The organism is Streptomyces sp. STR69 (genome assembly GCF_024519455.1).
Taxonomy (GTDB): domain Bacteria; phylum Actinomycetota; class Actinomycetes; order Streptomycetales; family Streptomycetaceae; genus Streptomyces.
Genome location: NZ_JALJRY010000017.1, coordinates 126,694 through 148,712, shown reverse-complemented (window position 1 = coordinate 148,712; position 22,019 = coordinate 126,694). Strand labels below are relative to the sequence as shown.

23 protein-coding genes are annotated in these 22,019 nt (G+C 68.9%); 17 read left to right on the top strand and 6 right to left on the bottom strand.

Annotated features, from left to right (window positions below):
- Positions 1-4: 4 nt before the first annotated feature.
- Positions 5-184 (bottom strand): DUF397 domain-containing protein, encoded by a 180-nt coding sequence (locus OC490_RS29845; protein WP_262061109.1) that lies wholly within the window; start codon positions 182-184, stop codon positions 5-7.
- 11 nt (positions 185-195) lie between these two features.
- Positions 196-1,050: a helix-turn-helix domain-containing protein gene (locus tag OC490_RS29840; RefSeq protein WP_262061108.1), complete on the bottom strand. Its 855-nt coding sequence runs from the start codon at positions 1,048-1,050 to the stop codon at positions 196-198.
- A 229-nt stretch (positions 1,051-1,279) separates the two neighbouring features.
- On the opposite strand from OC490_RS29840, the gene OC490_RS29835 reads away from it, so the two are divergent.
- Positions 1,280-1,738, top strand: coding sequence for an ATP-binding protein (locus OC490_RS29835; protein ID WP_262061107.1), 459 nt, complete (start codon positions 1,280-1,282; stop codon positions 1,736-1,738).
- Positions 1,739-1,757: 19 nt separating this feature from the next.
- On the opposite strand, the gene OC490_RS29830 is transcribed toward OC490_RS29835, so the two are convergent.
- Both OC490_RS29830 and OC490_RS29825 read right to left on the bottom strand, forming a co-directional pair.
- A complete protein-coding gene (locus tag OC490_RS29830) occupies positions 1,758-1,913 on the bottom strand; it encodes a hypothetical protein (protein WP_262061106.1) in 156 nt (51 codons plus the stop codon).
- A gap of 27 nt (positions 1,914-1,940) precedes the next feature.
- The gene (locus OC490_RS29825) at positions 1,941-2,120 is read right to left on the bottom strand and encodes a hypothetical protein (protein WP_262061105.1); all 180 of its coding nucleotides are present in this window, start codon (positions 2,118-2,120) and stop codon (positions 1,941-1,943) included.
- A 329-nt stretch (positions 2,121-2,449) separates the two neighbouring features.
- Here OC490_RS29825 and OC490_RS29820 point away from each other — a divergent pair, with 329 nt between their 5' ends.
- The 4 genes from OC490_RS29820 (at position 2,450) to OC490_RS29805 (ending at position 6,322) form a co-directional block, all read left to right on the top strand.
- Complete coding sequence (locus OC490_RS29820) at positions 2,450-3,277, top strand: PQQ-binding-like beta-propeller repeat protein (RefSeq protein WP_262061104.1); 828 nt, start codon at positions 2,450-2,452, stop codon at positions 3,275-3,277.
- Between the two features lie 26 nt (positions 3,278-3,303).
- Positions 3,304-3,540 carry a hypothetical protein gene (locus tag OC490_RS29815; RefSeq protein WP_262061103.1) on the top strand — a complete coding sequence of 79 codons (237 nt, stop codon included), beginning with the start codon at positions 3,304-3,306 and terminating at the stop codon, positions 3,538-3,540.
- A gap of 138 nt (positions 3,541-3,678) precedes the next feature.
- On the top strand, positions 3,679-5,034 hold the full coding sequence (locus OC490_RS29810) for a nitrate/nitrite transporter (protein WP_262061102.1): 1,356 nt from the start codon (positions 3,679-3,681) through the stop codon (positions 5,032-5,034).
- Between the two features lie 127 nt (positions 5,035-5,161).
- Positions 5,162-6,322, top strand: a complete 1,161-nt coding sequence (locus tag OC490_RS29805; RefSeq protein ID WP_262061101.1) for a uroporphyrinogen-III synthase — start codon at positions 5,162-5,164, stop codon at positions 6,320-6,322.
- Between the two features lie 73 nt (positions 6,323-6,395).
- Here OC490_RS29805 and OC490_RS29800 read toward each other — a convergent pair whose 3' ends face one another.
- Positions 6,396-6,908, bottom strand: a complete 513-nt coding sequence (locus OC490_RS29800; RefSeq protein ID WP_262061100.1) for a DUF1772 domain-containing protein — start codon at positions 6,906-6,908, stop codon at positions 6,396-6,398.
- A gap of 169 nt (positions 6,909-7,077) precedes the next feature.
- Here OC490_RS29800 and OC490_RS29795 point away from each other — a divergent pair, with 169 nt between their 5' ends.
- The 6 genes from OC490_RS29795 (at position 7,078) to OC490_RS29770 (ending at position 14,234) form a co-directional block, all read left to right on the top strand.
- Complete coding sequence (locus tag OC490_RS29795) at positions 7,078-7,671, top strand: CGNR zinc finger domain-containing protein (protein ID WP_262061099.1); 594 nt, start codon at positions 7,078-7,080, stop codon at positions 7,669-7,671.
- Between the two features lie 329 nt (positions 7,672-8,000).
- The gene (locus OC490_RS29790; RefSeq protein WP_019056398.1) at positions 8,001-8,522 is read left to right on the top strand and encodes a sigma-70 family RNA polymerase sigma factor; all 522 of its coding nucleotides are present in this window, start codon (positions 8,001-8,003) and stop codon (positions 8,520-8,522) included.
- A 38-nt stretch (positions 8,523-8,560) separates the two neighbouring features.
- Positions 8,561-9,316, top strand: a complete 756-nt coding sequence (locus OC490_RS29785) for an anti-sigma factor family protein (RefSeq protein ID WP_262061098.1) — start codon at positions 8,561-8,563, stop codon at positions 9,314-9,316.
- Between the two features lie 152 nt (positions 9,317-9,468).
- Positions 9,469-11,781: a HelD family protein gene (locus OC490_RS29780; protein ID WP_262061097.1), complete on the top strand. Its 2,313-nt coding sequence runs from the start codon at positions 9,469-9,471 to the stop codon at positions 11,779-11,781.
- Positions 11,782-12,118: 337 nt separating this feature from the next.
- On the top strand, positions 12,119-13,546 hold the full coding sequence (locus OC490_RS29775; protein ID WP_262061096.1) for an NAD-dependent malic enzyme: 1,428 nt from the start codon (positions 12,119-12,121) through the stop codon (positions 13,544-13,546).
- 406 nt (positions 13,547-13,952) lie between these two features.
- A complete protein-coding gene (locus OC490_RS29770) occupies positions 13,953-14,234 on the top strand; it encodes an HU family DNA-binding protein (protein WP_019056394.1) in 282 nt (93 codons plus the stop codon).
- A gap of 94 nt (positions 14,235-14,328) precedes the next feature.
- Here the strand turns inward: OC490_RS29770 and murA are convergent, their stop codons facing one another.
- Entirely contained in the window at positions 14,329-15,675 is a 1,347-nt protein-coding gene (gene murA / locus OC490_RS29765; RefSeq protein WP_043679363.1) for a UDP-N-acetylglucosamine 1-carboxyvinyltransferase, read from the bottom strand.
- 254 nt (positions 15,676-15,929) lie between these two features.
- On the opposite strand from murA, the gene OC490_RS29760 reads away from it, so the two are divergent.
- The 6 genes from OC490_RS29760 (at position 15,930) to OC490_RS29735 (ending at position 21,827) form a co-directional block, all read left to right on the top strand.
- Positions 15,930-16,505: a YqgE/AlgH family protein gene (locus OC490_RS29760; protein WP_262061095.1), complete on the top strand. Its 576-nt coding sequence runs from the start codon at positions 15,930-15,932 to the stop codon at positions 16,503-16,505.
- 61 nt (positions 16,506-16,566) lie between these two features.
- Positions 16,567-16,854, top strand: a complete 288-nt coding sequence (locus OC490_RS29755; RefSeq protein WP_026178118.1) for a DUF3039 domain-containing protein — start codon at positions 16,567-16,569, stop codon at positions 16,852-16,854.
- 242 nt (positions 16,855-17,096) lie between these two features.
- Entirely contained in the window at positions 17,097-18,392 is a 1,296-nt protein-coding gene (locus tag OC490_RS29750) for an extracellular solute-binding protein (protein WP_262061094.1), read from the top strand.
- A 60-nt stretch (positions 18,393-18,452) separates the two neighbouring features.
- Positions 18,453-19,352, top strand: a complete 900-nt coding sequence (locus tag OC490_RS29745; protein WP_262061172.1) for a carbohydrate ABC transporter permease — start codon at positions 18,453-18,455, stop codon at positions 19,350-19,352.
- The gene (locus OC490_RS29740) at positions 19,349-20,194 is read left to right on the top strand and encodes a carbohydrate ABC transporter permease (protein WP_262061093.1); all 846 of its coding nucleotides are present in this window, start codon (positions 19,349-19,351) and stop codon (positions 20,192-20,194) included. The genes OC490_RS29745 and OC490_RS29740 overlap by 4 nt, the downstream gene beginning before the upstream one ends.
- Position 20,195: 1 nt before the next feature.
- Positions 20,196-21,827: a beta-N-acetylhexosaminidase gene (locus OC490_RS29735; RefSeq protein WP_262061092.1), complete on the top strand. Its 1,632-nt coding sequence runs from the start codon at positions 20,196-20,198 to the stop codon at positions 21,825-21,827.
- The last annotated feature ends 192 nt before the right edge of the window (positions 21,828-22,019 follow it).

Sequence of the window (22,019 nt, the reverse complement as noted above, 5' to 3'; positions counted from 1 at the left end):
CTCCTCACTGCGGGGATTTGAGGGCGCGTATCAGGTGTCGTAGACGCTCGGTTGTGGTCGTCAGGATGACTTCCGGGGTGTCGCTCTCACGGAGGCGGACGGTGCCTGTCGGGTCGGCGGAGACGTAGACGCAGTTCGAACCGTCGCCGCTGTAGGTGGACTTCTGCCATTCGGTGCTGTGCACGGTCGTCTCTTTCAGATGTCCCGGGTGAGGCGGTGGATGAAGTCCCGCGACTCGACAGGACCGAGTGCGCAGGCCTCCATACTGTCCAGCACTGCACGGTACTTACTCAACTGTGCTTCCGCGTCCAGGAATTCGCAGGCCCCGTAGTGGGTGTCCAGTTGGATGGTGTCGAGTTGCGGCACGGGGCCTGTGACGTAGTCGATGGACTGGCCCGTCGTGGGAAAGTGCGGCGCGCCGAACGGGACGACCTTGACGGTGACGTGGGGCAGCTCGCTCATGTCGGTCAGGTGCTTGAGCTGCCCGCGATTGACGACGGGGCCGCCGAATCCCATGCGGAGCGCTGCCTCGTGAATGATCGCGGTGTACGGGGGCGGGCTCTCGCGGTGGAGTAGGCCCTGCCGCTTGATGCGGTGAGTGAGCCGGTACTCGATCTCGTACTGCCGCATGGGCGGCGCCACTTGCTGGAACAGGGCGCGGGCGTGGTCCGTGGTCTGGAGCAGCGCCGGGATGTGGACGATGAGTGCCACCCGCATGGCGACGGCGTGGTGTTCCAGCTCGGCGAGGTCGTTCAGAGCGACGGGCAGGTGTTCGCGATACTCCTCCCACCAGCCGCGGGTTCGCCGTCCGGTCATCGCGGCCAAGGCGTCGACGAGTTGATCGTCCGTGCAGTCGTACACGTCGGCCATGGAGCGGATCTTGTCGGCGCTCACGGGCGTACGGCCGGTCTCGATCATGCTCACTCGCGCCTGGTTGACGCCCAGGAACTCAGCGGCCCCCGTGGCGGTGAGCCCGGCCCGCTCGCGGAGCTTGCGCAGCTCACTGCCGAGTCGCCGTTGGCGCAGCGTCGGGTTGTTGGTGGGCGGCACAGCATTCCCTTCCGGCCGTCACACGGCACAGCCTTCCCTCACACGGGTGAAGGTTGGAGCCTTCTTGCTCAAAAAGTTAGAACCATCTAACAAGCTGCTCTACGGTAGTCCCGTACCCGCCCAACTGCCCCCGCCCATAAGCCGGAAGCGCACCGCACCCACGGCTCTGCCACCGCCCGGCGCAGCCGTTGAGCGAATCCGAGGCCATCACCCCCTCCCGGAGCCAGCCATGGTCACCGTATCCTCGCCCGCCACCTGGGTATACGCCCTTCGCCTACCCCACGACCCCCGAGCCGCACGCGTCGCACGTATGACCGTACGGGCCGCCCTCGGCGGGCACGGGATGTCCGAAGTCCTGGACGTGGTCGAGCTGTTGACGTCCGAACTCGTCACCAACGCGTACCAGCACACGAGGGGTCCCGCCTCCCTCCGCCTCACCGCGCTCGGAGGCGGGCGGCTGCGGGTCGGCGTCTGGGACTCGAACCCCCACATCCCCGCCCCCTTCGGCAAGCGGCCCGGCGAACAACTCCCGCCCGCCGCAACCGATGCCGACAGTGGCCGCGGTCTCCATCTCATCCAGGCGTACGCCACTTCCTGGGGCGGCTGGCCGATCGGTGACGGCGGGGTGTTGGACCGGGGAGCCGGAAAGCTGCTGTGGTTCGAAGTGGGCGGCCGTTGCACCCGTTGACGGTCCGGGGTCGGGTCCGTCAGCCACGCGCCGTCAGGTACAGGCCGATACCGGCGAAGAACACGGCGCCGACAGTCAACGGATCAGCAACGACCGACCAGGTGAAGTGCCGCCGAAGCCTGGCCGGCCCCGGCAGCAACCCGGCCTTCGACTCCGCCCGCACACGTGCCTGCATGGCGTGGTCGCAGATGCTGGAGAAGTCCTAGAACGCGTCCCACGTCGACGAGACGAACCATGCGAAGTCGACGTTCTCCCCGCTGTTGGTCTCCAGGAGAAGGCCCGCCCGGGACGTGCCGAGGTGCAGCCTCTTCACCTCCGAGCAGGGCACCACCGCATGCCGCAACACACCGAAGCGCACGATCTCGCCCGGCCGGAGTGCCACCCTGATCAGCGAGCCCCGCCACAGGTGCGACGCCGTTGCCGGCGCACCAGTTTGATCTCTCCGTGCCGGTTGGGCCGGTAACCCCGTACCCGCTGGACGATCGGGGTTCCGGGCCCGTACCAGTCACGCAACCCCGACTGCCACACCCCTGACGTCACCCGCGCGAGCGTCCCGGAGGGGAGTAGCCCCCCAGAAGTGTGCCACTTTCGCACAGAGTGTCACACTTTTTTTCACCCCACCCCCTGACACCGACCGCGTCGACCGCGTCGGCCGCAGCATCCGATATCTCATACTGACCCGCACGATCGCCACCGACCCAGGGGGGACAAGTGGCCGACGACAGAGTGCCGTTGAGCGTTGCGGTGGACGCGGAGCGGCGGTTGTGGACGTTGCGGGCCAAGGGCGCCGGGGTGGGACATCCGGTTGTGGAGGGCGACACGGTGTACGTGTCCGTGCCGGGTGAGCGCGTCGCCGCTCTCGATGCCGGCAGCGGGCGGGTGCGCTGGTGGAGTCGCGAGGTCGCGGAGGTGTGGCCGCCGTATGTGGCCGTCGGTGGTGACGTGGTCGTTTTTCCCGCACGGCAGGAGACCGGGCCCGATGCGCTCACCGGGCTGGACGCGGCCACCGGCAGGGTGCGCTGGACCCGCCGCGAGAGTGCCCTGTGCACCGTTGTCGCCGTCGGTGACTCGACCTTCGTCGTGTGGAACGGCACGCCCGAGGAACGCGGATCGATCGCAGGCGTCGACGCGCTCACCGGCGAGACGTTGTGGGAGGACGAGTTCGAGCGGATCGACGGGCTCGTCGTGCGGGCGGAGCGGGTGATTCTGGGCGCGGGCCGGCTGCGGGCGCTGGACGGCCGTAGCGGTGACGAGATCTGGAGCGGAGGGGAGGGGGAGCTGCTCCGCCAGGCCGGAGGAACTGTCGAGGACGCGGCCGTCTTCCTTTCCTGGCGCGGCCGGTCCTACGGGCCCAAGAGCCTCGTCGTAGGAGCCTCGGACACCGGCGAGCAACTCGCCGAGACCCGGTTCCCCGGGGAAGCCCAGAGGTACAGGTGGGGACACCCCGAACTCGTCGACGGTGGGCGCGCGTTGTTCTACGGGACCACCGGGCGCAGGGTCCGGCTGCTGGGGTACCACGGCGTGGCCTGCGGCGGTTGAGGCTGCGGGGCCCGTACAAGATGACCGTGCGGGAGCCGCGGTACCTCACCGCCGGGCCCGGGTATGTGCTCGCCTCGGGCAGCGACGGGATGGCCGTGCTCCGGGACGGTCGCGTGCTGTGGGCTTCGCTCACCATCCGGCCGGAGGTCTTGCCGGTGCCGCTCGACGGCGACCGTTTCCTATTGACGGCCCGGAGCCGGAACGACAGGGAGATCCGTCTGTACTGCGCCGACGTGGAGACCGGTCGGCGCGTGCTGCCCTGAGGACCTCACCGTGCGCTTCCCACGCTCGTGAGAGCAACGTTCCCTTCCGGTCACTCACAGCCACAGCGTGGAAACCCGCCCTCCCTACCTTCGGGATGCATCACCGCTCGTTACCCCGTAGTGGACCGTGGAGGCGTCATGACAGCCACTGGCAAGTGGATCGAGCACTGGGATCCGGAGGACGAGACCTTCTGGCGGGAGACCGGAGAGAAGGTCGCCCGTCGCAATCTCCTGTTCTCCGTGCTCTCCGAGCACATCGGCTTCTCGATCTGGACCCTGTGGTCCGTGCTGGTGCTGTTCATGGGCCCGGAGTACGGACTGACCCCGGCCGACAAGTTCCTGCTGACCTCGATGGTCACGCTCGTCGGCGCGGTCGTCCGGGTGCCGTACACCTTCGCGGTCGCCATATTCGGCGGGCGGAACTGGACGATCGTCTCCGCGAGCCTTCTCCTCATCCCCACCATCGCCGCCTTCGTGGTGATGAAGCCGGGGACCTCCTTCGACACCTTCCTCTGGATCGGCCTGCTGGCCGGTATCGGCGGCGGCAACTTCGCCTCCTCCATGACCAACATCAACGCCTTCTTCCCGTTGAGGAAGAAGGGGTGGGCTCTCGGGCTCAACGCCGGGGGCGGCAACATCGGCGTCCCGGTCATTCAGCTCATCGCCCTCGCGATCATCGGGGCCAGTGGCGGGCCTCGCGTGCTGCTCGGGATCTACATCCCGCTCATCCTCGTCGCCGCCGCCCTCGCCGCCCTCTTCATGGACAACCTCACCTCCGTGAAGAACGACACCGGCGCGGCCAAGGACGCCGCCCGGGACTGGCACACCTGGATCATGGCGTTCCTGTACATCGGTACGTTCGGGTCGTTCATCGGGTACGCCTTCGCCTTCGGGCAGGTGCTTCAGGTCCAGTTCGGCCGTACGCCGCTGCAGGCCGCGTACCTCACCTTCATCGGCCCGCTGCTCGGCTCGCTGATCCGCCCCGTCGGCGGCTGGCTCGCCGACCGCTACGGCGGCGCGAAGATCACCCTGTGGAACTTCGTCGCCATGGCCGCCGCCACCGCCATCCTGGTCGTCGCCAGCATGCAGAAGTCGCTGCCGCTGTTCGTCACCGTCTTCATCGTGCTGTTCGTGCTCAGCGGGCTCGGCAACGGGTCGACGTACAAGATGATCCCCGGCATCTTCCAGACCAAGGCCCTCGCGAAGGGACTGGAAGGGGACGAGGCGGCTGCCTACGGTCGGCGGCTCTCCGGTGCCTCCATGGGGCTCATCGGGGCCGTCGGCGCGCTCGGCGGGGTCGGCATCAACCTCGCCTTCCGGCAGTCCTTCCTCTCCTACGGCTCCGGCACCGGCGCGTTCGTCGCCTTCCTCGCCTTCTACGGCCTCTGCTTCGCCGTCACCTGGGCCGTATACCTTCGCCGCCCGACCGCACAGGCGCAGGCCAAAGCTTCCGCATCGGAGGCGAAGCCGCAGCTCAGCTATGCCGAGGTGTGACGTAACACTGTCGACATGAAGTCGAACCGAGCCTGTCACGCACCGTTGACAGGCTCGTTCGGCATGTAGGCACCGCCGCACCACCTCCTGCACGACTGCATGTACGACTACGTTCGGGACGAGAGCCATGTACGAACAACCGCAGCGACCGGAGAGCGCGCCCCACGGCCCCCTCTCCGGGTTCACCGTGGGCGTCACCGCCGCACGCCGCGCCGACGAGCTGGGGGCCCTGCTCCAGCGGCGCGGCGCGGTGGTCGTGCACGCGCCCGCGCTGCGCATCGTGCCCCTCGCCGACGACAGCGAACTGCTCGCCGCCACCAAGGAGTTGATCGACCAGGCGCCCGATGTCGTGGTGGCCACCACCGCGATCGGGTTCCGGGGATGGGTCGAGGCCGCCGACGGGTGGGGGCTCGGCGAAGCCCTCCTCGACCGGCTGCGCGGGGTTGAACTGCTCGCCCGCGGGCCCAAGGTCAAAGGCGCGGTACGGGCCGCCGGCCTCACCGAGGAGTGGTCGCCCTCGTCCGAGTCCATGGCCGAGGTGCTCGACCGGCTCCTGGAGGAGGGCGTCGACGGCCGCCGCGTCGGCATCCAACTGCACGGCGAGCCCCTGCCCGGGTTCGTGGAGTCGCTGCGGGCGGGCGGCGCCGAGGTCGTCGTCGTCCCCGTGTACCGGTGGATGCCGCCCGAGGACATCGCCCCGCTGGACCGGCTCCTCGACGCCGCGGTCTCCCGCGGCCTGGACGCGCTGACCTTCACCAGCGCCCCGGCCGCCGCGTCGCTCCTCTCCCGCGCCGAGACCCGCGGCCTGCTGCCCGAACTCCTCGCCGCCCTGCACCACGACGTCCTCCCGGCCTGCGTCGGCCCCGTCACCGCGCTCCCGCTCCAGAACCACGGCATCACCACGGTCCAGCCCGAGCGCTTCCGTCTCGGCCCGCTCGTCCAGCTCCTCTGCCAGGAGCTCCCTGCCCGCGCCCGCACCCTGCCCGTCGCGGGCCACCGGGTGGAGATCCGCGGCCACGCGGTCCTGGTCGACGGCGCGCTACGGCCGGTTCCGCCGGCCGGTATGTCCCTGCTCCGGGCGCTGTCCCGCCGGCCCGGCTGGGTCGTCGCCCGCGCGGAACTCCTGCGGGCGCTGCCCGGCGCCGGGCGCGACGAGCACGCCGTAGAGACGGCAATGGCGCGTCTCCGTACGGCACTTGGGGCGCCGAAGCTGATCCAGACGGTGGTGAAACGGGGGTATCGGCTGGCGTTGGATCCGGCGGCCGATGCGAAGTACTCCGACGGTTGAGCGGGGCGTTGATGCGGGCGTTGCTGGGGGCTCCGCCCCCAGACCCCCGATCGGCCCTGAAGGGGCCTCGTCCTCAAACGCCGGACGGGCTGGATTGCACCAAGCGGCGTTGGCAGGCCCCGTACAGCACCAGCGCCCGCGCCAAACACCCCACCCCCACCGTCGACAACACCGCCCGCACCACGTTCCACCCCACCCACGCACTCTCGAAGTGCTCCCTGGCCACCCCCACATCCGCCGTCCGCGCAAGGTCGTCGTTCAGCGGAATGTTGAAGGCCACCGTGACGAGGAAAGCGAGCGCGTACGCCACCAGCCCCGCCCACACCCACCCCCGGTACGGCCTCCCGCGCACCTGCCACGCGGACACTCCGGTCAGTACCAACGCCCCCATGAAACTCAGGAAGAACACCGGGTTCTGGATCACGTCGTTGATGTTCCGCATCACCTCGACGAACACCCGGTCGTCGCTGCGTGCCAGCCCCGGCATCACCGCGCAGGCGAAGACGTAGAAGGCCCCGGCGATCAGCCCCAGCGCGACCGTGGCCGCGCCCAGTACCCAACCCGTGCCAGTCCTGTTCTCTGTCATGCCCTCCAGTCAACGGATCCGGCGCCCCCGCCGACATCGCCGAGACGCGCACCCGCATACGCGGCCGTCCACGCGCGCTCGGTACGAGGGGTTCCGGCCGCGCGGGCGGACAGGCACTGTAGAGGCAACGGTTTCCCGACCGGGGTAATCCCTAGGCGGTGACAGGCGCATGGCACTGGGTACGACCATGGCCCCGTACGAGCTGCGTTTCGACGCCGGGCGGATCTGCCTGGATCTCCTCGCGACCACGCATCCCGAGGAACGGCTCGACGCGCCGGAGCAGTTGCGCGCGTGGATCGTCCGCTCCGGGCTGGTCCCGGCGGCCACCGGGCTCGCGCACGTCGACTCGGCCTGGCTCGTCGGCTTCCGTGAACTGCGGGGACGGATCGGACAGTTGGTGCGCAGCAGGCCGCCGGTGGAGGGCGGGTCCTACGACCTCGCGCTCGCCCACCTCAACGACCGCGCCCGCGCAGCACCCCCGGCACCCCGTGCCGTACAGGCCGAGGACGGGGCGCTGGTGCGGGAGTTGGCCGGTCCGCCGGGGTGCGAGGCGCTGCTCGCGGTGATCGCCAGGGACGCCGTCGAGCTGCTCACCGACCCGGTCGCGCGGGCCTCGCTGCGGGAGTGCGAGGGCGACAACTGCCCCATCGTGTACCTGGACACATCACGGGGACGCAGGAGGCGCTGGTGCTCCAGTGAGGTCTGCGGGAACCGCGAAAGAGTGGCCCGGCATCGTCGGCGCGCGGCCCTCGCCCGAGCCTGAGAATCCCATATGCGGCTTCTGTGAAGTGACGTACCGTCGATTTGCGAAGTGATTTTGACAACAGCGCGTTTCACTCAGCCGCGGCACGGGCACCCCGCGTGATCTTGCGAGTGTGGTGGAAATGTAAAGATCGTACGGTGGGAATGTGCACTCATGTCCCGCTCGTCACGTCACTTCGAAGAAAACTGTCGCCTCACGTTGAACACTCGCCCACCCTCCCGCGTACTCCTCACCGAGCGACCGACCGGGGCAACCCCCGGACACCGGAGGTGGGCGTGCGCAAGGATTCCGTCGTGGCCAATGAACAAGCGCCGAGGGCCCGACATCGCATGTCCCAGTCCTCGGAACCTGATGAGGAGCTGATGCGTGCCCTGTACCGAGAGCACGCCGGACCCTTGCTCGCCTATGTGCTGCGGCTCGTCGCCGGCGACCGGCAACGTGCCGAGGACGTGGTGCAGGAGACGCTCATCCGGGCCTGGAAGAACGCCGGCCAGCTCAACCGGGCGACCGGATCGGTACGACCCTGGCTGGTGACGGTCGCACGGCGCATCGTCATCGACGGTCACCGCAGCCGGCAGGCCCGGCCGCAGGAGGTGGACCCGTCGCCGCTGGAGGTCATCCCCGCGGAGGACGAGATCGACAAGGCGTTGTGGCTGATGACACTGTCGGACGCGCTGGACGACCTGACCCCGGCCCACCGGGAGGTGCTCGTCGAGACGTACTTCAAGGGACGTACCGTCAATGAGGCGGCCGAGACGCTTGGCATCCCCAGTGGCACGGTGCGCTCAAGGGTGTTCTACGCCCTTCGATCGATGAAGCTTGCTCTGGAGGAGCGGGGGGTGACGGCATGAGCATGTACGGGGGATACGGAACGGGTAGTCCTGGTTCCATGCAGGGAACTCAGGGCTCGAACGAACACGAGACCGTCGGCGCCTATGCCCTCGGGATTCTCGACGACGCCGAAGCAACCGCTTTCGAGGCACACCTCGCCACCTGCGAGTGGTGCGCCCAGCAGCTCGACGAGCTGGCCGGGATGGAACCGATGCTCGCGGCGCTCGCGGACCTGCCGGGCTCCGGCACCCCCGCGATCGGCGAGTCCCTGTCCGCCAAGCCGAGCCCGCGGCTGGTGGAGCGGCTGGTCGACGACGTCGGTGAACGCAGGGCCCTGAAGCGCCGGCGCAGCTTCTACATGATCGCCGCGGCGGCTGCCCTGATCATCGCGGGACCGCTGGCCGTGATCGCGGCCAACGGCGGCAACAGCTCGGGTGACACCCCGGCGGTGGCCACCGCGAAGACCACCTTCGACACTTTGTCCGACAAGGTCTCGGCCACGGACAAGACCACCAAGGTCAGCGCGACCGTCGCGATGACCAAGAAGGACTGGGGCACCCTCGGGGTCGTGGAGCTCAGCAACGTCAAGGGCCCCCTGAAGTGCTCCCTGATCGCGGTCGGCAAGAACGGCGAACGCGAGACCATGAGCTCCTGGTCGGTCCCGGCCTGGGGTTACGGCATCGCGAACGCCACGAAGGCCGAGGCCAAGGCGCCGCTCTACGCCCAGGGCGGAGCGGCTCTCACGCCGAACGAGATCGACCACTTCGAGGTCATGACCTTCGACGGCAAGAAGCTCGTGGAAGTGGACGCCTAGCAACTGGTCCACTGTGCTCGACGGGGTCCGGAACGCGCCAGGCGCGCACCGGGCCCCGTGTCTTTGTCAGGATCCGCCGGGCGGGCCCCTCGCCTCGGCGGCCTCCCTTCGCGTACGGTTGACGGCTGCCCAGCACGTCAGAAGGGGGCCCGGTGGCCGCACAGGCTCAACAGGAGACCGCGCTCGATGCGGTGTCCGACAAATCCGCCCAGGATTCGCTACGGGACCGGGAGATCAGCGGCGAACAGACTCACCTGGACCGGGTGTACCGGCGCCTTGAGGAGAAGATCCGCGAGGCCGAGTTCCTCATGAACGACGCCGCCAAACGCGGCCAGGTCGGCACACCCGGCGCGCTCGCCGAACGCGACGCGCAGGTGTTCCGCGCCGGTATCCACCTCAACCGGCTCAACAACGAGTTCGAGGACTTCCTCTTCGGCAGGATCGACCTGCTGCTCGGCAAGGACGGCCAGAAGGGGCCCGACGGCGCCTACACCGCCGTCGAACCCGCCGACGGCTCCGTCCGCGACGACAACACGGCCGACATCGCCGAGACCCTGCACATCGGCCGCATCGGAGTTCTCGACACCGAGTACGCACCCCTGGTCATCGACTGGCGGGCGCCCGCCGCCGCCCCGTTCTACCGCTCGACCCCGGTCGACCCGGGCCGGGTCGTACGGCGTCGCGTCATCCGCTCCAAGGGCCGCCGGGTCCTCGGTGTCGAGGACGACCTGATGCGCCCCGAGCTGACCGCCTTCCTGGACGGCGACAAGCTGGCCGTCATCGGCGACGGCGCCCTGATGGCCGCGCTCGGCCAGGCCCGCAGCCACACCATGCGCGACATCGTGGCGTCCATCCAGGCCGAACAGGACCTGGTGATCCGCGCCCCCGCCGCCTCGGTGACGTATGTCGAGGGCGGCCCGGGCACCGGGAAGACGGCCGTCGCCCTGCACCGCGCCGCCTACCTGCTCTACCAGGACCGGCGCCGCTACGCGGGCGGCATCCTCATCGTCTCGCCCACCCCGCTGCTGGTCGCGTACACCGAAGGCGTCCTGCCGTCCCTCGGCGAGGAGGGCCAGGTCGCCATCCGGGCCATCGGCTCGCTGGTCGACGGCGCCGAGGCCACCCTGTACGACTCCCCGGCCGTGGCCCGCACCAAGGGCTCGTACCGCATGCTCCGCGTGCTGCGGAAGGCCGCGCGCGGCGCCCTCGAAGCGAACGAGTCACCGGCCCGGCTGCGGGTCGTCGCCTTCGGCCGCCGGCTCGAACTGGAGGCCGCCGACCTGGAGCGCGTCCGGCAGAACGCCCTCAGCGGTACGGCCCCGGTCAACATGCTGCGCCCGCGCGCCCGCAAGCTCCTGCTGGACGCCCTGTGGGAGCGCTCCGGCTCGGCCGGCCGGCACACGGACCCCGAACTGGCCGCCGAACTGCGCTCCTCCTTCGACGAGGACGTCGCGAGCGAGGACGAGTTCATCGCGTTCCTCGACGCCTGGTGGCCCGAACTCACCCCGCGCGCCGTCCTGGAGGCCATGTCCGACGAGCGCAAGCTCGGCCGCTGGGCCCGGCGCATCCTCAACCCCGGCGAGGTCCGCAGGACCGCCCGCGCCCTGAAGCGCGACGGACTCTCCGTCCACGACGTGGCGATCCTCGACGAACTCCAGGCGATCCTCGGCACCCCGGCCCGCCCCCGCAAGCGGCGCGACCTGGACCCGCTGGACCAGCTCACCGGCCTCGAAGAGCTGATGCCCGTACGCGAGGAGACACAGCGCGAACGGGCCGAGCGGCTCGCCCAGGAGCGCGTCGAGTACGCGCACGTCATCGTGGACGAGGCCCAGGACCTCACCCCGATGCAGTGGCGCATGGTCGGCCGCCGCGGCAAGCACGCCACCTGGACGGTCGTAGGAGACCCGGCCCAGTCCTCCTGGTCCGACCCCGACGAGGCCGCCGAGGCCCGCGACGAGGCCCTCGGCTCCCGGCCCCGCCGCCGCTTCACCCTCACGGTCAACTACCGCAACCCGGCCGAGATCGCCGAGCTGGCGGCCAAGGTCCTGGCCCTCGCGATGCCCGGATCCGAGTCCCCGTCCGCGGTCCGCTCGACCGGAGTGAAACCTCACTTCGCCGTCGTACGGAACTCGCTGTCGGAGTCCGTCCGCGCGGAGGCCGCCCGGCTGCTCGACCAGGTCGACGGCACGGTCGGCGTCGTCGTCGCCATGAACCGCCGTGAGGAGGCCCGCCGCTGGCTCGCCGGCCTCGGCGACCGGGTCGTCGCCCTCGGCAGCCTGGAGGCCAAGGGGCTGGAGTACGACGCGACGGTGGTCGTATCGCCGGCGGAGATCGCCGACGAGTCACCGGCCGGCCTGCGGGTCCTCTACGTCGCCCTCACCCGCGCGACCCAGCAGCTCACGGTCGTCTCCGCCGATCGGGACGAGCCGGACGCGAACGGGGTGCCGGATCTGCTCAGGGACTGATCGAGGGTGCTTCCTATGAACTCTCGGGATGGGAATGGCCTTACGGGATCTGTTTGTTAGCCTGGGTGTGACACCGGCCCGATCCAAGCCCCCGGGCCCAACCTTCGTCGCTTAGAGCGACCACTTGCCGCGAGGCGAGCATGGCGGGTCGGTGTCACTGAACGACAGGAGAGGCCCGCGTCACGGGAAAGTGACGCGGGCCTCTTCTTGCTGTGAACCGCTGCCGACCGTTGAGAACAAAACGTTCGCAATCAGGGGCGGCTAACGCCTACCCAGCAGTAGGTGCGACCATCGGAGCGCGTACTCAGCTCAACGGTGAAAGCAGAGGAAGTCGGCCATGGCTACGGCGCCCAGCGTCTCCTACTCGATCACGGTCCGTCTGGAGGTGCCCGCCAGCGGAACGGCGGTCTCCCAGATCACCACGGCCGTGGAGTCCCACGGAGGCTCGGTGACCGGCCTCGACGTGACCGCCTCCGGCCACGAGAAGCTCCGCATCGACGTCACCATCGCGGCGTCCTCCACCGCCCACGCCGACGAGATCGTCCAGCAGCTGCGAGGCATCGAGGGCGTCACGCTGGGCAAGGTCTCGGACCGTACGTTCCTCATGCACCTCGGCGGCAAGATCGAGATGCAGTCCAAGCACCCGATCCGCAACCGTGACGACCTCTCCATGATCTACACCCCGGGCGTCGCCCGCGTGTGCATGGCGATCGCGGAGAACCCCGAGGACGCGCGCCGCCTCACCATCAAGCGCAACTCCGTCGCGGTCGTGACCGACGGCTCGGCCGTGCTCGGCCTCGGCAACATCGGCCCGATGGCCGCGCTGCCGGTCATGGAGGGCAAGGCGGCCCTGTTCAAGCGGTTCGCCGGGATCGACGCCTGGCCGATCTGCCTGGACACCCAGGACACCGACGAGATCGTCGCGATCGTCAAGGCCATCGCCCCGGGCTTCGCCGGCATCAACCTGGAGGACATCTCCGCGCCGCGCTGCTTCGAGATCGAGGCCCGGCTGCGCGAGGCCCTCGACATCCCCGTCTTCCACGACGACCAGCACGGCACCGCGATCGTGGTGCTCGCCGCGTTGACGAACGCGCTGCGGGTCGCCGGCAAGGGCATCGGTGACATCCGGGTCGTCATGTCCGGCGCGGGCGCGGCCGGTACGGCCATCCTCAAGCTGCTGCTCGCCGCCGGCGTCAAGAACGCGGTCGTCGCCGACATCCACGGTGTCGTGCACGCCGACCGTGAGGACCTGGTCGACGCCAAGCCCGACTCGCCGCTGCGCTGGATCGCCGACAACACCAACCCCGAGGGCCTCACGGGCACGTTGAAGGAGGCCGTGCGCGGCGCCGACGTCTTCGTGGGCGTCTCCGCCCCGAACGTCCTCGACGGCGACGACGTGGCCGCGATGGCCGACGGCGCGATCGTGTTCGCGCTTGCGAACCCGGACCCCGAGGTCGACCCGACGATCGCCCGTCAGACGGCGGCTGTCGTGGCCACCGGCCGCTCGGACTTCCCGAACCAGATCAACAACGTGCTGGTCTTCCCGGGTGTCTTCCGCGGTCTGCTGGACGCGCAGTCCCGCACCGTCAACACCGAGATGATGCTCGCCGCCGCGACCGCACTCGCGAACGTCGTGTCCGAGGACGAGCTGAACGCGAACTACATCATCCCCAGCGTCTTCAACGACAAGGTCGCCGGTGCGGTGGCCGGCGCGGTGCGCGAGGCCGCCAAGGCCGCCGGAGCCGCGGCGCCCGCCTCGTCGTAGCCCATCCGGCCGCGTGTGTGCGGCGGCTGTGAGGATCGCCACGGCCGCCCGCACATCGGCGCGTCGCGGAACCCGGGGCCTTGGGCGGACGTTTATCGTGGCGGCCAGGTTTCGGGCCTCTCCAGGCCCGGCCCTCGCTGCCGGGAGCCGACGGAGCGTCACCACACTGATGCAGTGGCGCTCTTCGTGTGACTCCCACGGGTGTTCTCACGACTCCTACGGGTGCCGGATTGGCTTTCCCGCCGCAGGTAGGGGCAGGATGCGTCTTCGGGCGCGAGGGTCTGGACGACGGACCCGGGTCCGGGGACTCACCGAGGACCCTGGCAGCATCGGCTTCACCGTGCCCGATATGCGGCTCCGCCGCGTGGCACGCCTCAAACGGCAAGAAGAACACGGGAGTAACAACATGAACCGCAGTGAGCTGGTGGCCGCGCTGGCCGACCGTGCCGAGGTGACCCGCAAGGACGCCGACGCCGTTCTGGCCGCCTTCGCCGAGACCGTCGGCGAGATCGTCTCCAAGGGCGACGAGAAGGTCACCATCCCCGGCTTCCTGACCTTCGAGCGCACCCACCGTGCCGCTCGCACCGCGCGCAACCCGCAGACCGGCGACCCGATCAACATCCCTGCCGGCTACAGCGTCAAGGTGTCCGCGGGCTCGAAGCTCAAGGAAGCCGCCAAGGGCAAGTAGGCCTTCGCGTACGCGACGGGATTGCGTACGAGGCTCAGCAACGCGAATGGGGCGGCCACCCGGCAGGGTGGCCGCCCCATCGTCGTACAGATGCTTAACCCAGCGCCTTGCCCGGGAGTTCGACCTTCGCGCCCAGCTCCACGAGCTTCTCCATGAAGTTCTCGTAGCCGCGGTTGATGAGGTCGATGCCGTGGACGCGGGACGTGCCCTGGGCCGCCAGCGCCGCGATGAGGTACGAGAAGCCGCCGCGGAGGTCGGGGATGACCAGGTCGGCGCCCTGGAGGCGGGTCGGGCCCGAGACGACCGCCGAGTGGAGGAAGTTGCGCTGGCCGAAGCGGCAGTGCGAGCCGCCGAGGCACTCGCGGTAGAGCTGGATGTGCGCGCCCATCTGGTTGAGCGCGGAGGTGAAGCCGAGGCGGGACTCGTAGACCGTCTCGTGGACGATGGAGAGGCCGGTCGCCTGCGTCAGGGCGACGACCAGCGGCTGCTGCCAGTCCGTCTGGAAGCCGGGGTGCACGTCCGTTTCGAGCGCGATGGACTTCAACTGGCCGCCGGGGTGCCAGAAACGGATGCCCTCGTCGTCGATCGCGAAGGCGCCGCCCACCTTCCGGTAGGTGTTGAGGAACGTCATCATCGAGCGCTGCTGGGCGCCCCGGACGTAGATGTTGCCTTCGGTCGCCAGCGCCGCGGACGCCCAGGACGCGGCCTCCAGGCGGTCCGGAAGGGCCGCGTGGGTGTAGCCGCCGAGCGAGTCCACACCGGTGATGCGGATCGTGCGGTCGGTGTCCATGGCGATGATCGCGCCCATCTTCTGCAGTACGCAGATGAGGTCCTCGATCTCCGGTTCCACGGCCGCGTTGGCGAGTTCGGTGACGCCCTCCGCCAACACCGCGGTCAGCAGCACCTGCTCGGTGGCGCCGACGGACGGGTACGGCAGCTGGATCTTCGTGCCGCGCAGCCGCTGCGGGGCCTCCAGGTACTGGCCGTCCGCCCGCTTCTCGATCTTCGCGCCGAACTGCCGCAGCACCTCGAAGTGGAAGTCGATCGGCCGGCCGCCGATGTCGCAGCCGCCGAGCCCCGGGATGAACGCGTGCCCGAGCCGGTGAAGGAGCGGACCGCAGAACAGGATCGGGATGCGCGACGAGCCCGCGTGGGCATCGATGTCGGCGACGTTGGCGCTCTCGACGTGCGACGGATCGAGCACCAGCTCGCCCGGCTCCTCACCCGGACGGACCGTCACCCCGTGCAGTTGCAGCAGTCCGCGTACGACCCGAACGTCTCGGATGTCCGGTACGTTGCGCAGTCGACTTGGCTCACTGCCCAGCAGGGCGGCGACCATGGCCTTGGGTACGAGGTTCTTCGCACCGCGGACACGGATCTCGCCCTCCAGCGGGGTTCCGCCGTGGACAAGCAGTACGTCGTCTGAGCCGTTGACGGTCATGAATCTCGCGTTCCGTGGAGTTGGGCAGGGGCCGAAGACGTAAGCGTAATGGCCGCCCACCCCCCTTCAGAAAGCCCGAGGACCACTCAGCTACGTCATAGCTGTGTCACAACACGAACCGTTCTCAATCGGGCACATGGGGTCACCGGGCGGGGGGTGTGCGCGTCGGACGCTTCGGTGCGCCCTGAGCTGCATTCACTCAGGTACCCGCATTGCCTCCCCCATCACGCGGAAGATGCGGGATCATGTCTGGCATGACCGAGGTGTCCTCGCTCACAGGGCGGTTGCTCGTGGCAACACCCGCCCTGGCGGACCCGAACTTCGACCGCGCGGTGGTGCTCCTTCTCGACCACGACGAGGAGGGCTCCCTCGGTGTCGTCCTCAACCGGCCCACCCCCGTGGACGTCGGCGACATCCTGGAGGGCTGGGCGGATCTCGCCGGTGAACCGGGAGTCGTCTTCCAGGGCGGCCCGGTGCAGTTGGACTCGGCCCTCGGCGTCGCCGTCATTCCGGGCGGCGCGTCGGCCGGCGAGCGCGCCCCGCTCGGCTGGCGGCGGGTGCACGGCGCGATCGGACTCGTCGACCTGGAGGCCCCGCCCGAACTGCTGGCCAAGGCGCTCGGCTCGCTGAGAATCTTCGCCGGGTACGCCGGCTGGGGACCGGGGCAACTGGAGGACGAACTGACGGACGGCGCCTGGTACGTCGTCGAGTCGGAGCCCGGTGACGTCTCCTCGCCGTCGCCGGAGCGGCTCTGGCGCGAGGTGCTGCGCCGCCAGCGCAGCGAGCTCGCGATGGTGGCGACCTATCCGGACGACCCTTCTCTGAACTGATCGCTGAACTGAACGACCCTTCGCGGAACTGATGCCGGTGGGCTTCAGTACCCTTGGCCGTATGAGCACTCTTGAGCCCGAGCGCGGGACTGGTACGGGGACCCTCGTAGAGCCGACGCCCCAGGTGTCGCACGGCGACGGGGACCATGAGCGCTTCGCCCATTACGTCCAGAAGGACAAGATCATGGCGAGCGCCCTGGACGGCACTCCCGTGGTGGCGTTGTGCGGGAAGGTCTGGGTACCGGGCCGCGACCCGAAGAAGTACCCGGTGTGTCCCATGTGCAAGGAGATCTACGAGTCCATGGGTTCGGGCGGGGACGGCGACAAGGGCAAGGGCGGCGACAAGTAGCCGTTCGGCAGGTCTGACTTTCTGAGGCTCTCGGTTTCTGAGGCCCTCAGGGCGCGCTTCGGTGCGCCCTGAGGGCCTTTTGCATGTTTCGACGACTTTTCGACGGCCTTTCGCGTGTCACGAAGTGGTTGAGACCTCTTGTGGCCGCGTTCATCTACTCCTTAATCTCCGTGGTGTTGTGCAGAGCGAAACGCCCATTGCATATGTTGCAACGCACGCCCGGATTCCCGGAGGAACGCTCCATGAAGCTCGCCCCCAGATTCGCCGTACTCCTGGCAACCGCCGCTGTCGTGGCCGGCTGCGCGCCCCAGACCTCCGACAACTCGTCCTCGGACAAGGACGATCAGAGCGGCACCCTGCGGGTGTGGCTCTTCCAGGAGGTCGGCAACGACCCGAAGGCCAAGGTCGTCGACTCCGTAGTGGCCGCTTTCGAGAAGGCCCACAAGGGCACCAAGGTGGACGTCGAGTACATCCCGATCGACACCCGCGCCCAGCGCGTCAAGGCAGCCTTCAACGACCCGAAGTCCGCGCCCGACGTCATGGAGTACGGCAACACCGACACGGCCGGCTACGTCCACGACGGCGGACTCCTCGACGTCACCAAGGAGTTCGGCGCCTGGAGCGAGGCCAAGGACACCGACCCCACCGCGAAGCAGTCCGTCACGGTCGACGGCAAGCTGTACGGCTCCCCGTTCTACGTCGGCGTCCGCGCCCTCTACTACCGCACCGACGTCTTCAAGGACCTCGGCCTCCAACCCCCCAAGACCATGGCCGAGTTGGCGTCCACCGCCCGCAAGATCCACAAGGCGAAGTCCGACCTCTACGGCCTTGTCGTCGGCGGCGCCTACACCTACGGCGCGATGCCCTTCGTCTGGGCCAACGGCGGCGAACTCGCCACCGGCACGAACGGCACCTACACCTCCGCGATCGACAGCGCCGCCGCCCAGAAGGGCATCAAGGCCTACACCTCGCTCTTCACGAGCGACAACTGTCCCGCCGCCAAGTGCGCGGTCATGGGCGGCAACGACACGATCACCGCGTTCGCGGCCGGCAAGGCGGGCATGGCGATCGGCGGCGACTTCAGCCACAGCGCGGTCGAGGCCGGCAAGGTCAAGGGCAAGTACGCGGTCGTCCCGCTGCCGGGTGTCGCGTCCGGCTCGGTCGCCCCCGCGTTCGCCGGCGGCAACAACATCGGTGTCCTGAAGAGCACTTCGCACCGCACGCTCGCGGTGGACCTCATGGAACAGCTCACCTCGAAGGCGACGCAGGCGTCCATGTTCGACGCGATGGGCTTCCTGCCTACGTTCACTGATGTGCGGGACGCCGCTGCGGCGAAGGTGCCGTTCGAGAAGCCGTTCGTGCAGACGCTCGCCGCCGGCACCAAGTTCGTTCCCGCGTCGCCGGGTTGGTCCGAGATCGACTCCTCGCTGGTGCTGCCGACGATGCTCCAGGAGGTCATCAGCGGGAAGAAGAGCGTGGCGGCGGCTTCCAAGGACGCGGCCAAGAAGATGAACGACGCGTTCAACTCCGCGGGTTGACCGGTGGCGCCTAATAGCTCGGTGGGTGTGGATCGTTTGCGGGCGCGGGGGCGTCGTGGCCTGTCGCGCAGTTCCTCGCGCCCCCAGGGGGGTTGGACGACCCCTTGGTTGTATCTCGCCCCCGCCCTCGTCGTCCTCGGCGGTCTGCTCGTCTACCCCATCTATCAGCTCGGCCTGATCTCCTTCTTCCAGTACACGCAGGCCCAGGTCAGTGGTGGCGAGCCGACGACCTTCAAGGGGTTCGGGAACTACTCGGAGTTGTTCTCCGACAGCCAGTTCTGGCAGGTGCTGCTGTCGACCGTGCTGTTCGCGGGGGCGTGCGTGGTGTCGACGCTCGCGGTCGGCTGCGCCCTCGCCGTGCTGCTCACCCGCGTGCGTGCCGTGCCCCGACTCGTGCTGATGCTGGCCGCGTTGGGGGCATGGGCGACACCGGCGGTGACGGGTTCGACGGTCTGGCTGTTGCTCTTCGACCCGGACTTCGGGCCGGTGAACCGGATCCTGGGACTCGGTGACCACTCCTGGACGTACGGACGCCTCAGCGCGTTCTTCCTCGTCCTGCTCGAAGTGGTGTGGTGCTCCTTCCCGTTCGTGATGGTGACGGTCTACGCCGGCATCCGCGCCGTACCCTCCGAGGTCCTGGAGGCCGCCGCCCTGGACGGCGCCTCGCAGTGGCGCATCTGGCGGTCGATCCTCACGCCGATGCTCCGGCCGATCCTGACCGTCGTCACCATCCAGTCCGTCATCTGGGACTTCAAGGTCTTCACCCAGATCTACGTCATGACCAACGGCGGCGGCATCGCGGGCCAGAACCTCGTCCTCAACGTGTACGCCTACCAACAGGCGTTCGCGTCCTCGAAATACAGCCTCGGCTCGGCGATCGGCGTCGTCATGCTGCTGATGCTGCTTGCCGTCACGCTGATCTATCTGCGCCTGCTCCGCAGGCAGGGGGAGGAGCTGTGAGTACGCTCCGCGGTTTTGTACGACGGCCCTGGCGGCTCGCGGCCGAGGCCTCGGCGCTGCTGATCGCGGTCGTCGTCGCCTTCCCCCTCTATTGGATGGTGCTCAGCGCCTTCAAACCGGCCGGGGAAATCGAGTCGAGCGAGCCCCGGCCATGGACGCTCGCGCCCTCCCTGGACTCCTTCCGACGGGTCTTCGGGCAGCAGGAATTCGGCCGGTACTTCGTCAACAGCCTTGTCGTGGCGGGCACCGTGGTCATCGTCTCGGCACTGATCGCCTTTCTCGCCGCGACCGCCGTGACCCGATTCCGGTTTCGCTTCCGGACCACCCTCCTGATCATGTTCCTGGTGGCCCAGATGGTGCCCGTGGAAGCGCTGACGATCCCCTTGTTCTTCACCATCCGGGGGCTCGGCCTGCTGAACACCCTGGGGTCGCTGATCCTGCCGCAGATCGCGTTCTCGCTGCCGTTCGCGATCTGGATGCTGCGGGGGTTCGTGAAAGCCGTACCGGACGCGCTGGAGGAGGCCGCGTACATCGACGGGGCGAGCCGGACGCGATTCCTGTGGCAGATCCTTTTCCCGCTCGTCTTCCCGGGGCTGGTCGCCACGAGCGTGTTTTCCTTCATCTCGGCCTGGAACGACTTCCTCTTCGCCAAGTCCTTCATCATCAGCGACACTTCCCAGTCGACCCTGCCGATGGCCCTCCTTGTCTTCTACAAGCCGGACGACCCGGACTGGGGCGGGGTCATGGCGGCCTCCACAGTGATGACGATTCCGGTGCTGGTGTTCTTCGTACTCGTACAGCGACGTCTGGTCTCGGGGCTGGGCGGAGCGGTTAAGGACTGACGTGACTTCAGAGACGGAACTGATTCCGGCGCCCACGGCCGTCGGCGATCCTGGCCGCTGCGGTTTCCCGTTCGAGGCGGACACCGGCCTGTGGGGCGAGCCCGGCACCGAGGGCACGCAACGCTGGCTGCGGTCCACGCTCGGCGCCGCCCTCGGGCTGTCGCTTCCGCCGGGTGAGGAGGGTGCCCGCAACACGGTCGCGCTGCGCCTCGACGCCGGCCTGCCGCCGGAGGCATACCGCCTGCAGGTGGTCGCCACCTGGGGTGTCGTGATCACGGGCGGCAGCCCGGCCGGCGTGTTCTGGGGAGCCCAGACACTGCGTCAGCTCCTCGGCCCCGCCGCCTTCCGACGCGCCCCCGTCCACCCCGGCACGACCTACGGCGTGCCGCACCAGACCATCGACGACGCGCCCCGCTTCCGCTGGCGCGGCCTCATGCTCGACGTCGCCCGGCACTTCATGCCCAAGGAAGGCGTCCTGCGCTACCTGGATCTGATGGCGGCGCACAAACTCAACGTCTTCCACTTCCACTTGACGGACGACCAGGGCTGGCGCGTACAGATCAAGCGGTACCCGAAGCTGACCGAGATCGGCTCCTGGCGGGCCCGCACGAAATTCGGCCACCGAGCCTCACCCCTGTGGGACGACAAGCCCCACGGCGGCTACTACACGCAGGACGACATCCGCGAGATCGTCGCCTACGCCGCCGAGCGGCATATCACCGTGGTCCCCGAAATCGACGTACCGGGACACTCGCAGGCCGCCATCGCCGCGTATCCGGAACTCGGCAACACGGACGTCATCGACACCAACTCCCTCTCCGTCTGGGACACCTGGGGCATCAACCCGAACGTACTCGCCCCCACTGACAACACCCTGCGCTTCTACGAGGGGGTGTTCGAGGAACTCCTCGACCTGTTCCCCTCGGAGTTCATTCACGTCGGCGGCGACGAATGCCCCAAGGACCAGTGGAAGCAGTCGTCGGCCGCGCAGGCGCGCATCGAGGAACTCGGGCTCGCGGACGAGGACGAGCTGCAGTCGTGGTTCATCCGACACTTCGACAAGTGGCTCTCCGCGCGCGGGAGAAGGCTCGTCGGCTGGGACGAGATCCTGGAGGGCGGTCTCGCGGACGGGGCCGTCGTGTCGTCCTGGCGCGGCTACGAGGGCGGGATCACCGCCGCCCGCGCGGGCCACGACGTCGTCATGTGCCCTGAACAACACGTGTACTTGGACTGGCGGCAGGATGGCGGCGAGGACGAGCCGGTGCCGATCGCCCATGTGCGCACCCTGGAGGACGTCTACCGCTTCGAGCCCGTTCCGTCGCAGCTCACCGAGGCCGAGGCCCGTCATGTGCTGGGCGCGCAGGCCAACGTGTGGACCGAGGTGATGGAGGATCACGCGCGCGTGGACTACCAGACGTTCCCCAGGCTGGCCGCGTTCGCCGAGGTCGCCTGGAGCGCCCTTCCGGCGCCCGCGGAACGGGACTTCGCCGACTTCGAGCGCCGGATGACCGCCCACTATCCGCGACTCGACGCCCTGGGAGTCGCCTACCGTCCGCCCACCGGACCCCTGCCGTGGCAGCGCCGCCCCGGAGTGCTCGGACGCCCCAAGGACGGCCCGCCCCCGAACGCCTAGAACACAGAAGGGAGAAAGCCCCCAGGAGTCGCCGATGAGTGGCAATTCGCGTGTACCGGTGATGCCGTACCAAAACGGACCATCTCGCCGATGAGGCGGGCGAATGCCTCCTAGCGGACCCCCGCGTTCGGGTCTTGCGAAGATGTGCCAGAGTTGCCACGTCCGCCCTGTCAGCACGTACCGTACGGCAGC

Bases quoted from the DNA above. Each gene is read 5' to 3' on its own strand.
- OC490_RS29805 (WP_262061101.1), top strand. From the start codon at position 5,162: ATGTACGAACAACCGCAGCGACCGGAGAGCGCGCCCCACGGCCCCCTC.
- OC490_RS29800 (WP_262061100.1), bottom strand. From the start codon at position 6,908: ATGACAGAGAACAGGACTGGCACGGGTTGGGTACTGGGCGCGGCCACG.
- OC490_RS29770 (WP_019056394.1), top strand. From the start codon at position 13,953: ATGAACCGCAGTGAGCTGGTGGCCGCGCTGGCCGACCGTGCCGAGGTG.
- OC490_RS29755 (WP_026178118.1), top strand. From the start codon at position 16,567: ATGAGCACTCTTGAGCCCGAGCGCGGGACTGGTACGGGGACCCTCGTA.
- OC490_RS29810 (WP_262061102.1), top strand. From the start codon at position 3,679: ATGACAGCCACTGGCAAGTGGATCGAGCACTGGGATCCGGAGGACGAG.
- OC490_RS29785 (WP_262061098.1), top strand. From the start codon at position 8,561: ATGCAGGGAACTCAGGGCTCGAACGAACACGAGACCGTCGGCGCCTAT.
- OC490_RS29830 (WP_262061106.1), bottom strand. From the start codon at position 1,913: ATGCAGGCACGTGTGCGGGCGGAGTCGAAGGCCGGGTTGCTGCCGGGG.
- murA (WP_043679363.1), bottom strand. From the start codon at position 15,675: ATGACCGTCAACGGCTCAGACGACGTACTGCTTGTCCACGGCGGAACC.
- OC490_RS29790 (WP_019056398.1), top strand. From the start codon at position 8,001: ATGTCCCAGTCCTCGGAACCTGATGAGGAGCTGATGCGTGCCCTGTAC.
- OC490_RS29750 (WP_262061094.1), top strand. From the start codon at position 17,097: ATGAAGCTCGCCCCCAGATTCGCCGTACTCCTGGCAACCGCCGCTGTC.
- OC490_RS29760 (WP_262061095.1), top strand. From the start codon at position 15,930: ATGACCGAGGTGTCCTCGCTCACAGGGCGGTTGCTCGTGGCAACACCC.
- OC490_RS29835 (WP_262061107.1), top strand. From the start codon at position 1,280: ATGGTCACCGTATCCTCGCCCGCCACCTGGGTATACGCCCTTCGCCTA.
- OC490_RS29795 (WP_262061099.1), top strand. From the start codon at position 7,078: ATGGCACTGGGTACGACCATGGCCCCGTACGAGCTGCGTTTCGACGCC.
- OC490_RS29775 (WP_262061096.1), top strand. From the start codon at position 12,119: ATGGCTACGGCGCCCAGCGTCTCCTACTCGATCACGGTCCGTCTGGAG.